Genomic DNA, 13,895 nt, shown 5'->3' with positions numbered 1-13,895 from the left:
CCTACTAGCCGCCCTCGCAGACCGGGCCCAACGCCCCGGCCGGGAGGCGTTGCGGGCACGGCCCGGCAGGCCTACTAGCCAGGGCCGGATGTGACGTGGGTCCTGTGGGCCGCCTCACCGCCCGAGGCCCCCGATGTCACCCCGCGTAACCGGTCACACCCGCTGAGGTGGGTGTCCCCCGTCACTTCCGGCCCCCGAATCGAAGGAAACGGACGCGTCGAACGCGGCTTTCCGAGTCGCCCGCCGCAGCGCCCTCAGCAGCGTTCCCCCGAGGGTGAGCGTCAGTACGACCGTCAGCGCGGCCCGCCCCAGGTCCCAGCCCACCGAGGTCGCCAGGCAGTACGCGACGAAGCGCGCCAGGTTCTGCGGCACCGGGTCGCCGGGGTGGAAGGAGACGCCCTGCCCCATGCCCTGCAGGATCACCCAGCCCTGGAGGTTCATGACCGTGCCGTACGCGAACGAGCCCAGGAACCCGTACGCGGCGAGCATCGTCAGCTCCGCCCGCCCCCGGACCCCCCTCGCCCCGGGCAGCAGCCCGGCGCCCAGCGAGAACCAGCCCATCGCCAGCATCTGGAACGGCATCCACGGCCCGACCCCGCCCGTGAGCAGCGCGGACGCGAACATCGTCACCGAGCCGAGGACGAAGCCGAAGCCGGGACCGAGGACGCGGCCGCTGAGCACCATCAGGAAGAACATGGGCTCCAGGCCGGCCGTGCCCGCACCCAGCGGCCGCAGCGCCGCCCCCACGGCGGCGAGCACCCCGAGCATCGCGACGGCCTTGGAGTCCATGCCGTTGTCGGCGATGGTCGCGATGACCACGCCGACGAGGAGGGGGAGCAACGCGGCGAACAGCCACGGGGCGTCCTGGGAGTGGGCCAGGCCGGACTGCCGGTCCGCGAGCAGGGGCCAGCCGAAGGCGGCGATGCCGATGAGCGTGACCAGGACCAGGGCCGCGGCGGCGCGGGGGCCGATGCGGACGGGGCGGACGGCGGCGGCGGGGCGGACGGGGGCGGCGGGGCGGGGCGTCACGGGGTGGCCTCCAGGGCGGCGGCGACCTGGGACACCGTGAGCCAGTGGCCCGGGGCCAGGATCTTCGCCACCTGGGGCGCGAAGGCGGGTGAGGAGACGACGACCTCGGCCGTCGGACCGTCCGCGACGATCTCCCCGCCCGCCAGGATGACCACGCGCTGGGCCAGCTCGGCGGCGAGCTCCACGTCGTGCGTCGCCAGGACGATGGCGTGGCCGTCGGCGGCGAGACCGCGCAGGGTCTCCACCAGGCGGGCCTTGGCGGCGTAGTCCAGACCACGGGTCGGCTCGTCGAGGAGGAGCAGGGCGGGCCGGGCGGTCAGCACCAGGGCCAGGGCCAGGGTCAGGCGCTGCCCCTCGGACAGGTCCCGGGGGTGCGTGTCGTCCGGCACGCCGGGCAGCAGCCCGCCGACCAGGGCGCGGCAGGTCCCGGGGGTCGCCCCGGCGTCGGCGTCGGCCGCGGCGCACTCGGCGGCGACGGTGTCGGCGTAGAGGAGGTCGCGGGGCTCCTGCGGCACCAGGCCGACCCGGCGGACCATCTCCGGCGGCGGGGTGCGGTGCGGGGTGCGGCCGCCGACGGTCACCTGGCCGGTGGAGGGGGCGAGGGTGCCGGTGAGGGCGGCGAGGAGAGTGGACTTGCCGGCGCCGTTGCGGCCCATGAGGGCGACGGTTTCGCCGGGGGCCACCTGGAGGGTGACGTCGTGGAGCACCTCGGCGCGGCCGCGGCGGACCCCGAGGTTGGTGGCGGTGGCGGCCGGGGTTGCGGCGGCGGGGGGTGCGGGCGTGGCGTCGCCCGGCCGGCGCCGGGAGCGGCCGGTCAGGCGGGCCAGTAGGCCGGGGGCGGCCGGTGCGGGTGCGGGTGCGGGTGCCGTTCCGGGTGCGGGGGCCGGGGCGGTGGGTGCCGCTGCGCGGGGCTGGTCCCCTATCCGCCCTTCGCCCGTTCCCCGGGGCTCCGCCCCGGACCCCGTTGCGCTCAATCGCCGCGCGGGCTGGAATTTCGCTGAGCGAAATCCAGCCCCGCCGGCGTGTGAGGCGCTGGGGTCTGGGGGCGGAGCCACGGGCGACAGGCGGTGGCGGAGCGCAGCGGACTGGCGGCGGGCGTCGCGGACCGAGAGGGGGAGCGGGGTCCAGCCCGCCAGGCGGCCCAGGGAGACCACCGGGGGGTGCACCGGGGAGACGGCCATGATCTCGGACGGGGTGCCGAGGAGCGGGGGCTCGCCCGGGGCCGGGAGGAGCAGCACGCGGTCGGCGTACTGGACCACCCGTTCCAGGCGGTGTTCCGCCATCAGCACCGTCGTGCCCAGGTCGTGGACCAGGCGCTGCAGCACCGCCAGGACCTCCTCCGCCGCCGCCGGGTCCAGCGCGGACGTCGGCTCGTCCAGGACCAGCACCCGCGGGTGCGTCGTCAGGACCGAGCCGATCGCCACCCGCTGCTGCTGGCCGCCCGACAGGGAGGCGATCGGGCGGTCGCGGAGTTCGTTCAGGCCCAGCAGGTCGAGGGTCTCCTCCACCCGGCGGCGCATCACCGCCGGCGGCAGGCCCAGGGACTCCATCCCGTACGCCAGCTCGTCCTCCACCACGTCCGTCACGAAGTGGGCCGGCGGATCCTGCCCGACCGTGCCCACCACGTCCGCCAGCTCGCGCGGCATGTGCGTACGGGTGTCCCGGCCCGCCACCGTGACCCGCCCGCGCAGCGTTCCGCCCGTGAAGTGCGGGACCAGCCCGGACACCGCCCCCAGCAGGGTCGACTTGCCGACCCCCGACGGGCCGACGAGGAGGGTCAGCTCCCCTTCCGGGAGGGTGAAGTCCGCGTCGCGGAGGGACGGCCGTGCGGCGCCGTCGTAGGTCACCGACACCTGCTCGAAGCGGATCAACGGGAGGACTCCTCGGACGGTACGGGGGCCACGAAGGCCGGGAGCAGGCCGATCAGGATCGCCGCCGCGGGCCACAGCGGCAGCGCGGGCGCGACCAGCGGGACAACGCCAGGGCGCAGCCCCTCCGGGTCCACCGATCCCGCGTGGACCAGCAGCGCCGCGACCGCCGCGCCCGAACCGGCGACCAGCCAGGCCCGCACCCCCCACCGGTCCGGCCGGTACCGGGTGCGGATGCTGCGCCGCCCGCCGAGCCGCAGCCCCGCGAGGGCCAGCACGAGGCCGATGCCGAGCACCGGCAGCCCGTACACGGCACCCTCCGCGGCGAGCAGCCCGTACGTTCCGGCGCACATGCCGAGCAGCCCGCCCAGGGTGAGGGCGTTGGTGGTGTGCCGCACGGACGGCGGCACCTGCGCGGTACGCCCGTACCCGCGCGCGTCCATCGACGCGGCGACGGCCACCGAGCGCTCCAGCGCCCCCTCCAGCACCGGCAGCCCGATCTGGAGGACGGCCTTCACCCCGCCCGTGGGGCGCCCGCGCAGCCGGCGGGCGGTCCGCAGCCGGGCCACGTCGGCGACCATGTTCGGCGCGAACGTCATCGCGACGACCACCGCCACGCCCGCCTCGTACAGCGCGGCCGGCAGCGACTTCAGCAGCCGCGCCGGATTGGCGAGCGCGTTCGCCGCGCCCACGCAGATGAGCAGGGTCGCCAGCTTCGCGCCGTCGTAGAAGGCGAAGACCAGCTGCTCGGCGGTGACCCGGCCGCCGAACCGGATGCCCTGCGCCCACGCCGGCAGCGGGATCTCGGGGAGGGTGAAGAGGGTGTGCGTGCCGGGGATCGGGGAGCCCAGCAGCATGGAGAAGACCAGCCGCAGCCCTATGACGAAGAGGCCCAGCTTGACGAAGGCCCCGTAGGAACGCGCCCACGGCGCCTCCGTCCGGCGGGCCGCCACCACGTACCCGGCGACGCCGACGACCAGCCCGAGCAGCAGCGGGTTGGTGGTCCGGGAGGCGGCGGTGGCCAGCCCGAGGGCCCACAGCCACCAGGCCCCCGCGTGCAGGGCGTTCCCACGCCGTGCCTCGGGGGCCCGCCAGGGCCGTTCCCTCTTGTACGCCGCCCCGTGCGGGGGACCGGACCGCCCGGCCCCGCCGGGCCCGGCCGGGGGTGCGTCGGCACGTGCCGCGCCGTGGGCGGTGCGCGGCGTCATCGCCTGCGGCGGCGGGACTGCCAGACGGCGGCGGCGCCCAGGGCGAGGACCGCCGCGGTGCCCAGGTACAGGCCGGCCGAAGGGCCGCCGCCCGAGGAGCCCTCCGAAGCGGAGGCGGAGGGGGAGGGGGAGGGGGAGGCGGGGGCGGCCGAGGCGGGTGCCGGCGGCTTCGGCTGTTCCGCGTCCTGGATGGGCTCGCCGCAGCCCGTCCTCGGGTAGCCGGAGATACCGCACAGCAGCGCCGCACCGTTGTAGCGCAGCGGCTTCGCCACCTCCGCCAGCGCCTCGGCCGCCGTGGCCCCGGGCGCCAGCTGCGCGCAGGCCGTGCGCGGCGTGCCCTGCGGCGGGGTCTCGCCGGCGGGGGCGTCCTCGGGCACGCCGAAGTCGATGACCAGCGCCACCCGTTTCCTCCCCTCCGCCGGGGCGGTGCCGCCGCAGACGGCCTCGAAGTCGGCGGCCGCACGCGGCTGGGCCGCCTCGGCGCCGGCGTCCTTGCTCACGGAGAAGCGGAAGCCGAGCGTGGCGCCGTCCGCGGGGCGGACCGTCGAAGGGCCCTGGGTGGCGTACGCCCAGCGGCCGCCCGCACCGTCCCAGAACGACCAGTAGCGGTAGCTCGCCGCCAGGGCGGGGGAGGCCGCGAACAGGGTCAGCACCAGGCCCAGCACGGCCAGGACGCCGGTGAGCGCGCCGGCCGGGGTGCGGGTGCGGCGGCGGATCACTGCTGCTTCTTCCTGCGGCCGCTCAGCAGGATGCCGATGCCCATGCCGGCCGCGGCGCCCGCGCCGACGATCCACCAGATGTTCTGGTTGCCGGAGCCCGGCTTCTCCTCGCCCTTCACCTTCTGCGGTTCGGCGTCCGGCACGGCCACCGGGGCCGGGCCCGTGGCGTTCAGCGCCGCCACCAGGTCCACGCCGCCGAAGGCCTTCGGGTCGGTGCCCGTCGCGTGGGCGGTCAGGATCAGGGTGGCCAGTGCGGCCGGGTTGCGGTTGGCCCACGCGGTGGAGTTCTTCTGGAGCCACTCCAGGGCGCCCGCCGCCGCCTGCCGGTGCCCGGCCGCGGCCAGGGCGATCACGGCGTCGGCGGTGTTGCCGGTGTCGGCGGTGGGCTGGTCGGCGCCCGGGGTGACCGCCGTCAGGTGGCCGTCCTTCTTCAGCGCCTCGGCCAGGTAGCCGGCCGCGCCCTGGGCCGCGCCCGCCGGGTCGGCGGAGCCGGCCGGGCAGGCCAGCGGGGCGGCCGGGGTGTCCGTGGCGGCCGGATCGACGACGATGCCCTTGCCCAGGCCCGCCAGCGCGGCGGCGGCCGTGGCGTCGGCGTTCGCGGCGAGCTTGCCGTCGGCCGGCTGGTACCCGAAGGCACCCCGGTCGGAGGCCGGCTCGGCGGAGCAGCCGAGCTGGAAGGAGAGCAGGCCGTCGTACGCGGACTTGCCCGCCTTCGACTTGACCTCGGCGGGCTTCTCGCCGGCCGCGGCCAGCGCGCTGATCACGATGGAGGTGGAGCTGCCCTCGCTGGGGGAGCCCGGCACGTAGGCCCAGCCGCCGTCCTCGTTCTGCACGGACTTCAGCCAGTCCGTCGACTTCCTGACCTCCGCGTCCTTGCCGCCGAGGGCCTTCATGGCCTGCACGGCGACGGCGGTCGCGTTGGTGTCGTACGTCGTCTTGTCGTCGCAGGGCAGGCCGGCGTCGCGGAAGGAGGCGAAGCCGCCGCTCGGGCACTGCTGGCTCATGAGGAAGGCCACGGCCTGCGGGGCGGGCTTCACGCCGGCCGTCTGCTGGCCGAGCAGCGCGAGGGACTGGCGCCACACGCCGTCGTACGCCGGGTCGGCCTTGCCGAACAGGCCCGCCGGGAGGTTCGGGGAGGGGGAGGGCGGCGGCGTCTCGGCGAGGGCGACGGGGGCGGCGCCCACGCAGAGCACGGCGGATGCGGCGAGCGCGGCTGCGCTGCGGCGGACGTTCATGGCGGGGCGGGTGCCTCTCGTACGGGGGGCGGGAGACAGGCACGCGCAGGCACCGGGCTCCGGCTCCGTTTACCTCGACGGTGCCGGCCGCCGGAGGCCCCGGCGGCACGAGCCGCGCACCTCCGGTACGGGGCATTCCGGCTGCCGTCCCGCGTACTGCGGGCCGGATCACGGTTGCGGGTCAGCGCCGGATTCGCACCGGCTTCCCCCCGTACGGAAGTGTGGACGACGGGCTCACTCTACCGGCCCGTAGCTCCCGGCCCCGGGGGCACGGGGCCCCGTACGGGCGGCCCCGGACCCGTACCGGGCGGCGCCCTGCAGCGCCCGGTACGCCACCGGGTCCGTGCCCGGGACCGCCTCCGCCCGGCCCTGCTTCACCAGCCGCCGCAGATGGGCCTCCGCTTCGGAGACGGCGATGTTCCGGGAGCCGTACGGGATCTGCTCCCAGGGCCGGTTCCACTCCATCCGCTCCGCGAGCGCCCACGGGGTCAGGGGCTCCGCCAGCAGCCGCCACAGCCCGGTCAGCCGCTCCTCGTGGTGCTCCAGCAGCTCCCGTACGCGGGCGGGCGCGTCGGTGAAGGCGTACTGGTGGGCCGGGAGCACCTCGGCGGGGGCCAGGCGGCCGATGCGTTCGAGGGAGTCGAGGTAGTCGCCGAGCGGGTCGGTGACGCGGGTGTCCTCCGGGGCCTCGTACAGGCCGATGTGGGGGGAGATGCCGGGCAGCAGGTGGTCACCGGAGAAGAGCCGGCCGTTTCCGGGGAGGCCGGCGGGGTGCCGTTCCTCCAGGTGCAGGCAGACGTGGCCGGGGGTGTGCCCGGGGGTCCAGATGGCCCGCAGCCGGCGCCCGGCGAGGGGCAGCAGCTCGCCGGGGAGGATCTCCCGGTCGGGCACGGCGGCGCTGAGCCCGGGCAGGGTGCGGACGCGGCCGCTCGCCCGGGCCGCGCGGAGCGGGGCGACGTGCGCTTCGGGGGCCCCGGCGGCGGCCAGCTTCTCGCTCATGTAGTCGAACCAGACGCCGGGCTCGGCGGAGCGGGTCCGCAGGACGACCTCGGTGTCGGCGGCGTGCATCGCGATCCACGCACCCGAGGCCTGCCGTACCTGCCCGGACAGGCCGTGGTGGTCGGGGTGGTGGTGGGTGATGACCACCCCGTGCACGTCGGCGACGCCGATGCCGAGCGCGCCGAGCCCGGCGGTGAGGGTGTCCCAGGAGGCGGGGTCGTCCCAGCCGGTGTCGATGAGGACGGGCCCGCGGTCGGTGTCGACGACGTGGACGAGGGTGTGGCCGAGGGGGTTGTCGGGGATCGGGACGTGGATGGCGTGGACGCCGCCGCCGTGGTCGGTGACCTGGGGGGTGGTCGCTCGGGTGGTTGTCGGGGTGGGCTCCGGGGCTGTTTCTGACATGGCTCTCCCTGGGCGGCGCGGGCCGGTGGGGCACGGTCTGACGAGAACGCGTTTCAGTAGTAGCCCAAGTCGACCATTTATCCGGCCTTCTGACCAGCCGTCGGATCTTCCGCGGACCTCGCCGTCGAAGCCGTCCTGGCCGTGGACTCCTCGAACTAGAACTGGTATCAGTTCTGCGACATCGGTGAGATCGTGCGCAGCCCCTGGAGGCATCGGACATGACCGAGCTCGTGGAACACGGCCAACTGTTCATCGGCGGGGAATGGACCGATCCGCTGGGCACCGACACCATCCGGATCGTCTCCCCCCACACCGAGCAGGTCATCGGCAGCGTCCCGCACGCCTCCCGGGCCGATGTGGACCGGGCCGTGGCCGTCGCCCGCAAGGCCTTCGACGAGGGGCCCTGGCCCCGGCTGTCGCTGGAGGAGCGGATCGCCGTCGTCTCCCGCATCAAGGACGCCATCGCCGTCCGGCACGAGGAGATCGCCCGCTCCATCAGCTCCCAGAACGGCTCCCCGTACTCCTGGAGCGTCCTCGCCCAGGCGCTCGGCGCGATGATGGTCTACGACTCCGCCATCAAGGTCGCCGCCGAATACCCCTACGAGGAGCGCCGCCAGGGCGCGCTCGGCCCGATCCTCGTACGCCGCGAACCGGTCGGGGTCGTCGCCGCCGTCATCCCGTGGAACGTCCCCCAGTTCGTGGCCGCGGCGAAGCTGGCGCCCGCGCTGCTCACCGGCTCCTCGGCCATCCTCAAGCCCTCGCCCGAAGCCCCGCTGGACTCCTTCATCCTGGCGGACATCGCACGGGAGGCCGGGCTGCCCGAGGGCGTGCTGTCGATCCTGCCCGCCGACCGGGAGGTCAGCGAGTACCTGGTCGGGCACCCCGGGGTCGACAAGGTCGCCTTCACCGGCTCCGTCGCCGCCGGCAAGCGGGTCATGGAGGTCGCCGCCCGCAACCTGACGCGGGTCACCCTCGAACTCGGCGGCAAGTCCGCCGCCGTGATCCTGCCGGACGCGGACCTGGCGAGCACCGTGGCGGGCATCGTGCCGGCGGCCTGGATGAACAACGGCCAGGCGTGTGTGGCGCAGACCCGGATCCTCGCCCCGCGCAGCCGGTACGAGGAGGTGGCCGAAGCCCTCGCGGCGGCCGCCGGCGCACTCGTGGTCGGCGACCCGCTGGACCCGGCGACGCAGCTCGGGCCGCTGGTCGCGAAGCGGCAGCAGCAGCGGTCGCTGGACTACATCCGGATCGGCCAGGAGGAGGGCGCGAAGGTCCTGGCGGGCGGCGGCCGCCCGGCCGGCCTGGAGCGGGGCTGGTACGTGGAACCCACCCTCTTCGGCGACGTCGACAACTCGATGCGGATCGCCCGCGAGGAGATCTTCGGCCCGGTCGTGTGCCTGATCCCGTACGGGGACGAGGCGGAGGCCGTACGGGTGGCCAACGACTCCGAGTTCGGCCTGAGCGGCAGCGTCTGGACGGCCGACGTGGAGCACGGAATCGACTTCGCGCGGAGCGTGCGCACCGGCACCTTCAACGTGAACACCTTCAGCCTGGACATGCTGGGCCCGTTCGGCGGCTACAAGAACAGTGGCGTGGGGCGGGAGTTCGGCCCGGAGGGACTGAGCGAGTACCTGGAGCACAAGATGATCCACCTCCCGGCGGGTGCGTGATGGGGGACCGCGGGGACCGCTGGCAGGTCGAGGTCGACCGGGGGGTCTGCATCGGCTCGGGCATGTGCGTGAACCACGCCCCCGACGCCTTCACCCTCGACGCGGCCCGCCAGTCCCACCCCCGGTCGGCGGAGACGGACGCCAACGAACCCACCCTGACGGCCGCCGAGGGCTGCCCGGTGGAGGCCATCCTCATCACCCTGTCGGCGACGGGCGAGGCGGTGTTCCCGCCGGAGGAGTGAGGGGCGGGGATGGGGCGGGGCGAGCGGGGCGGGGCGGGGGCTTCGGGGGCGGGGTCCTGGCGGGGCGGTCTCGCAGCCGGTTTGGGGGTTTCCCGTCAGTCCCATCGTCCTTCCGTGTCGGGCCGGCCTGTCAAGGGCGCTCCTTCGTCGCGTCACTTCGTGATCGCCTTCGGCGACCCTTGACAGCCCGTCCCGCCCCGGAAAGCCGAAAGACTGACGGGAAGCCCCCAAAAGAACGGTCACGGGGCAGGAGGAGAGGAGCGGGTCCGTCAGTGACGAGGCGAGGGGCCGGGCGTTGGCCGGCCGGGCATCCGGGCCCGTGATCCCTGGTCCCGGGCCGGGGGCGCGAGTATGCGCACGAGAGGTTCATCAGAGCGACCTCCGGAGCCCCCAGACGCAGCAAATCGCTACGCGCTCCTGTCGTCTCAGCGTCCGACGACCGCCCGGGGCTGATACCCGCACCAGAGGTTGATCAGGGCAGCGCGGGAAGCGCAGGGGCGCGCCAGATCGCTACGCGCTCCTGTCGTCTCGGCGTCTGACGACCGTCTTGGGCTGGTTTCAGGGGTGGGTGAGGGCTTCGAGGGCTTCGCGGGCGGAGAAGGACTCGAAGAGGCGGAGGGTCGGGCCCTGGGGGGAGGCCAGGACGGCGTAGTGCTCCGGGATGAGGGAGAGGTCGCCCCACGGCTCCTCGACGTGCGCGCGGGTCAGCAGGCGGCCGGAGGCGTGCCTGATCCAGGGGATCACGAGGAAATCGGTCAGTTCCGGGAGGGCCGTCAGGGGCGTGGTGGCGGGGTGTTCGACGAGCGTGACGGGGCTGGGGAGCCCGTCACCCTGGCAGGCCAGGAGGCGGGAGGCGATGTCCCGCCGCACACCCCAGCTCTCCGCTATGACGGAGATCTCCACCCGGGTGCTCTCACTGATGGCCACCTGGTGTTCCAGGAGCCCGCTCACCAGGAGGTCGAGTCCGGCCTCCTGTTCGCCGATGTCCCAGCAGACCTGGACCTCATGCCCCTCATTGTCGGGCAAGAGGCGGACGAAACGGTTCCACACATCGGCTTCAGCGATCACCCGGAGAGGCTACGGTACGCCCCACCTGAGAGACTTCCGGCCTGTCTATCAAGGGAGTTGTGATGCAGGTAGCCGTTGTCACCTTCGACGGATTCAACGAACTGGACAGCTTCATAGCCTCGGCGTTGATCAGCAAGTCCGGCCTCAAGGCCTACATCACCACGCCCACCCCCGTGGTCACCTCGATGAACGGTGTCGAGGTGACCGGCCAGCGGTCCATGGACTTCGTGACCGAGGCCGATGTCGTACTGATCGGCAGTGGGGTGAAGACGCGCGACGTGGTCGCCGACGACCGGCTCCTCTCCATGCTGCCGCTCGACCCCTCGCGACAGCTGATCGGTTCGCAGTGCTCCGGCGCGCTGGTCCTCGCGAAGCTCGGCCTGCTGGGTGACATGCCGGCCTGCACGGACATGACGAGCCGCCCGTTCGTCGAGGCCGAGGGCGTCACCGTCCTGGACGCCCCCTTCCACTCCGAGGGGAACATCGCCACCGCCGGCGGCTGCCTGGCGTCCCAGTACCTCGCCACGTGGGTGATCACCCGCACCCTCGGCGAGGAGGCCGCGCGCGCCGTCATCGACTACGCCGGACCGGTCGGTGAGAAGCTCGAAACCGTCGAGCGCTCCCTCCGCGCCGTCCGCGCCGGTGAGGCCGCGATGACGTCCTGAGTACGGATATCAGCCCCGGACGGCCGCCGGCCGCTGAGACGACAGGAGCGCGTAGCGATTTGCTGCGCCCATGCGCTTCCCACACTGCTCTGATCAACCTCTGGTGCGGATATCAGCCCCGGACGGCCGCCGGCCGCTGAGAAGACAGGAGCGCGTAGCGATCTGGTGCGTCTGGGGGCTCCGGAGGTCGCTCTGATGAACCTCTCGTGCGCATACTCGCGCCCCCGGCCCGGGACCAGGGATCACGGGCCCGGATGCCCGGCCGGCCGACGCCCGGCCCCTCGCCTCGTCACTGACGGACCCGCCCCTCCTCTCCTGCCCGGTGACCGTTCTTTTGGGGGCTTCCCGTCAGTCTTTCGGCTTTCCGGGGCGGGACGGCCTGTCAAGGGTCGCCGAAGGCGATCACGAAGTGACGCGACCGAAGGGAGCGCCCTTGACAGGCCGGCCCGAACCGGAAGGACGATGGGACTGACGGGAAACCCCCAAACCGGCTGCGAGACCGCCCCGCCAGGACCCCGCCCCCCGAAGCCCCCGCCCCGCCACAATCAGGCCTTTCCCTGACCCGTCCCCGTCAGGTCGATCAGCCGGCACACCGTCTCGATGTCGATCTTCACCTGGGCGATGGACGCCCGGCCCGAGAGCCACGTGATCAGGGCCGAGTGCCAGGTGTGCTCGATGACCCGGACCGCCGAGAGCTGTTCCGCCGTCGGTGGGGCGTCGAGGCCCATGGCGTCCAGGATGATCGCGGTCGTCAGCCGCGAGACCGTGTCCACCTCGGGCGACACGCTCCGGTCCGCGAAGGTCAGGGCGCGGACCATCGCGTCCGCGAGGTGCGGCTCGCGCTGGAGGGCGCGGAAGGCGCGCATCAGGGTTTCCGCGACGCGGGCCGCCGGCTCCTCGCCCGCCGGGGGGCGCTTGCGCAGGGTCGTGTGCATGTGCTGGAGCTGGTCCTGCATGGTGGCGACCAGCAGGTGCACCTTGGAAGGGAAGTAGCGGTACAGGGTGCCCAGTGCGACGTTCGACGACTCGGCGACCTCCCGCATCTGCACGGCGTCGAAGCCGCCCCGGCTGGCCAGCTGCGCGCTCGCGTGCAGGATCCGACGGCGGCGCGCCTCCTGGCGCTCCGTCAGGGGAGGCGTCACGGTCTTCGCTTCCGCTGTCATGTGTCCCGTTCCTGGCGTTCCGTATCGTTGCGGCGGCTGATTCCGGGATGGTCCGGGGGTCAGCATGTCAGGCGTCCGAGCCGTGGCGCGAATCACCTGCTCCGCCTCTTACGGTGTAGTTTCCGGCCGGTAGATTCAATGGTCTTCAGAGGATCAACTCTGAAACTTGTTCTACATTATCCGAGCGGTTACGCTCCGGCGAAAGTGCAGGGAGAAGGGGGCCGAGAGTGTCCGCAGAGGCCATGGTGGCGAGCCCTTTCGCGGGTTCCGCCACCGCCGGCGACCGCCCGTTGCGCATCGCACTCCTCACCTATAAGGGGAACCCGTTCTGTGGCGGCCAGGGCGTCTACGTCCGCCACCTCTCGCGGGAGCTGGTGAAGCTCGGGCACTCCGTCGAGGTCATCGGCGCACAGCCCTATCCGGTGCTGGACACCGGGGCCACGCTCACCGAGCTGCCGAGCCTGGACCTCTACCGCAGCCCCGACCCGTTCCGGACCCCCAAGCGCGACGAGTACCGGGACTGGATCGACGCCCTGGAAGTCGCGACGATGTGGACCGGCGGCTTCCCCGAGCCGCTGACCTTCTCGCTGCGCGCCCGGCGCCATCTCCAGGCCCGCGCGGGCGATTTCGACGTCATCCACGACAACCAGACCCTCGGCTACGGCCTGTTGGGCGACCTCGGCGCGCCCCTGGTGACGACCATCCACCACCCCATCACCGTCGACCGCAAACTCGACCTTGCCGCCGCGAAGGACCGCAAGAAGCGGGCCTCCGTGCGGCGCTGGTACGCGTTCACGCGGATGCAGGGCCGGGTGGCCCGCAGGCTGCCCTCCGTGCTGACGGTCTCCGGCTCCTCCCAGCAGGAGATCGCCGAGCACCTCGGGGTGCGCGACGACCGCATCCACGTCGTGCACATCGGCGCGGACACCGACCTCTGGTCGCCGGACCCGTCCGTCGCGGAAGTCCCCGGGCGGATCGTGACGACCTCCAGCGCCGACGTCCCGCTCAAGGGGCTCGTCCACCTCGTCGAGGCCCTCGCCAAGCTCCGTACCGAGCAGCCCGACGCCCACCTCGTCGTGGTCGGCAAGCGGGCCGAGAGCGGGCCGGTCGCCCGCGCGATCGAGACGTACGGGCTCCAGGACGCGGTGCGGTTCGTCAAGGGCATCACCGACGCCGAGCTCGTGGACCTCGTGCGCAGCGCCCAGGTCTCCTGCGTGCCCTCCCTCTACGAGGGCTTCTCGCTCCCCGCCGCCGAGGCCATGGCCACCGGCACCCCGCTGGTCGCCACCACCGGCGGGGCCATCCCCGAGGTGTCCGGCCCCGACGGGGAGACCTGCCTGGCCGTGCCGCCCGGTGACGCGGGGGCGCTGGCCGGTGCGCTGGGCAGGCTGCTGGGCGACGCCGAGCTGCGCGCCCGCCTCGGTGCCGCCGGGCGGGAGCGGGTCCTGACCCGGTTCACCTGGGCCAAGGCCGCCGAGGGCACCGCCGCGCACTACAGAGCCGCCATCGCGCAGGCCGCCGCCGCCCGGACGCGGTGAGCGGCGCGCCACCGAGCACAGCAAGTACCACCCGCAACACCCGCAACACCCGCAACACCCGCAACACCCGCAACACCCGCAACACCCGC

At 73.8% G+C, this 13,895-nt stretch carries 12 protein-coding genes; 4 read left to right on the top strand and 8 right to left on the bottom strand.

All coding sequences use genetic code 11. From position 1 onward, the window contains the following. Nucleotides 1-153: 153 nt before the first annotated feature. From ACZ518_RS15110 to ACZ518_RS15085, 6 genes are all read right to left on the bottom strand, one after another. The gene (locus tag ACZ518_RS15110; RefSeq protein WP_469113460.1) at nucleotides 154-1,029 is read right to left on the bottom strand and encodes an ECF transporter S component; all 876 of its coding nucleotides are present in this window, start codon (nucleotides 1,027-1,029) and stop codon (nucleotides 154-156) included. Further along, nucleotides 1,026-2,900, bottom strand: coding sequence for an ABC transporter ATP-binding protein (locus ACZ518_RS15105; RefSeq protein WP_469113459.1), 1,875 nt, complete (start codon nucleotides 2,898-2,900; stop codon nucleotides 1,026-1,028). The genes ACZ518_RS15110 and ACZ518_RS15105 overlap by 4 nt, the downstream gene beginning before the upstream one ends. Further along, complete coding sequence (locus ACZ518_RS15100) at nucleotides 2,897-4,105, bottom strand: energy-coupling factor transporter transmembrane protein EcfT (protein WP_469113458.1); 1,209 nt, start codon at nucleotides 4,103-4,105, stop codon at nucleotides 2,897-2,899. The genes ACZ518_RS15105 and ACZ518_RS15100 overlap by 4 nt, the downstream gene beginning before the upstream one ends. Next, nucleotides 4,102-4,824 (bottom strand): SCO2322 family protein, encoded by a 723-nt coding sequence (locus ACZ518_RS15095; RefSeq protein ID WP_469113457.1) that lies wholly within the window; start codon nucleotides 4,822-4,824, stop codon nucleotides 4,102-4,104. The genes ACZ518_RS15100 and ACZ518_RS15095 overlap by 4 nt, the downstream gene beginning before the upstream one ends. Further along, the gene (locus tag ACZ518_RS15090; RefSeq protein ID WP_469113456.1) at nucleotides 4,821-6,059 is read right to left on the bottom strand and encodes a prenyltransferase/squalene oxidase repeat-containing protein; all 1,239 of its coding nucleotides are present in this window, start codon (nucleotides 6,057-6,059) and stop codon (nucleotides 4,821-4,823) included. Before ACZ518_RS15090 ends, ACZ518_RS15095 begins: the two co-directional genes overlap by 4 nt. A gap of 234 nt (nucleotides 6,060-6,293) precedes the next feature. Next, a complete protein-coding gene (locus ACZ518_RS15085; RefSeq protein WP_469113455.1) occupies nucleotides 6,294-7,460 on the bottom strand; it encodes an MBL fold metallo-hydrolase in 1,167 nt (388 codons plus the stop codon). Between the two features lie 218 nt (nucleotides 7,461-7,678). On the opposite strand from ACZ518_RS15085, the gene ACZ518_RS15080 reads away from it, so the two are divergent. Both ACZ518_RS15080 and ACZ518_RS15075 read left to right on the top strand, forming a co-directional pair. After that, nucleotides 7,679-9,130 carry an aldehyde dehydrogenase gene (locus tag ACZ518_RS15080; RefSeq protein WP_469113454.1) on the top strand — a complete coding sequence of 484 codons (1,452 nt, stop codon included), beginning with the start codon at nucleotides 7,679-7,681 and terminating at the stop codon, nucleotides 9,128-9,130. Next, nucleotides 9,130-9,372, top strand: coding sequence for a ferredoxin (locus ACZ518_RS15075; protein WP_469113453.1), 243 nt, complete (start codon nucleotides 9,130-9,132; stop codon nucleotides 9,370-9,372). Before ACZ518_RS15080 ends, ACZ518_RS15075 begins: the two co-directional genes overlap by 1 nt. Nucleotides 9,373-9,930: 558 nt before the next feature. On the opposite strand, the gene ACZ518_RS15070 is transcribed toward ACZ518_RS15075, so the two are convergent. Continuing rightward, entirely contained in the window at nucleotides 9,931-10,398 is a 468-nt protein-coding gene (locus tag ACZ518_RS15070; protein WP_469113452.1) for a hypothetical protein, read from the bottom strand. 104 nt (nucleotides 10,399-10,502) lie between these two features. Here ACZ518_RS15070 and ACZ518_RS15065 point away from each other — a divergent pair, with 104 nt between their 5' ends. Further along, nucleotides 10,503-11,105, top strand: a complete 603-nt coding sequence (locus tag ACZ518_RS15065) for a DJ-1/PfpI family protein (RefSeq protein ID WP_469113451.1) — start codon at nucleotides 10,503-10,505, stop codon at nucleotides 11,103-11,105. Nucleotides 11,106-11,650: 545 nt separating this feature from the next. Here the strand turns inward: ACZ518_RS15065 and ACZ518_RS15060 are convergent. Next, the gene (locus ACZ518_RS15060) at nucleotides 11,651-12,268 is read right to left on the bottom strand and encodes a TetR family transcriptional regulator (RefSeq protein ID WP_469113450.1); all 618 of its coding nucleotides are present in this window, start codon (nucleotides 12,266-12,268) and stop codon (nucleotides 11,651-11,653) included. 227 nt (nucleotides 12,269-12,495) lie between these two features. Between ACZ518_RS15060 and ACZ518_RS15055 the strand changes: the two genes are divergently transcribed. Then, nucleotides 12,496-13,806, top strand: coding sequence for a glycosyltransferase family 4 protein (locus ACZ518_RS15055; RefSeq protein WP_469113449.1), 1,311 nt, complete (start codon nucleotides 12,496-12,498; stop codon nucleotides 13,804-13,806). The last annotated feature ends 89 nt before the right edge of the window (nucleotides 13,807-13,895 follow it).

The organism is Streptomyces sp. NPDC033966 (assembly GCF_055575955.1).
Note: the sequence above shows the minus strand (reverse complement) of the source record. Positions and strands in the feature narration are given on the sequence as shown.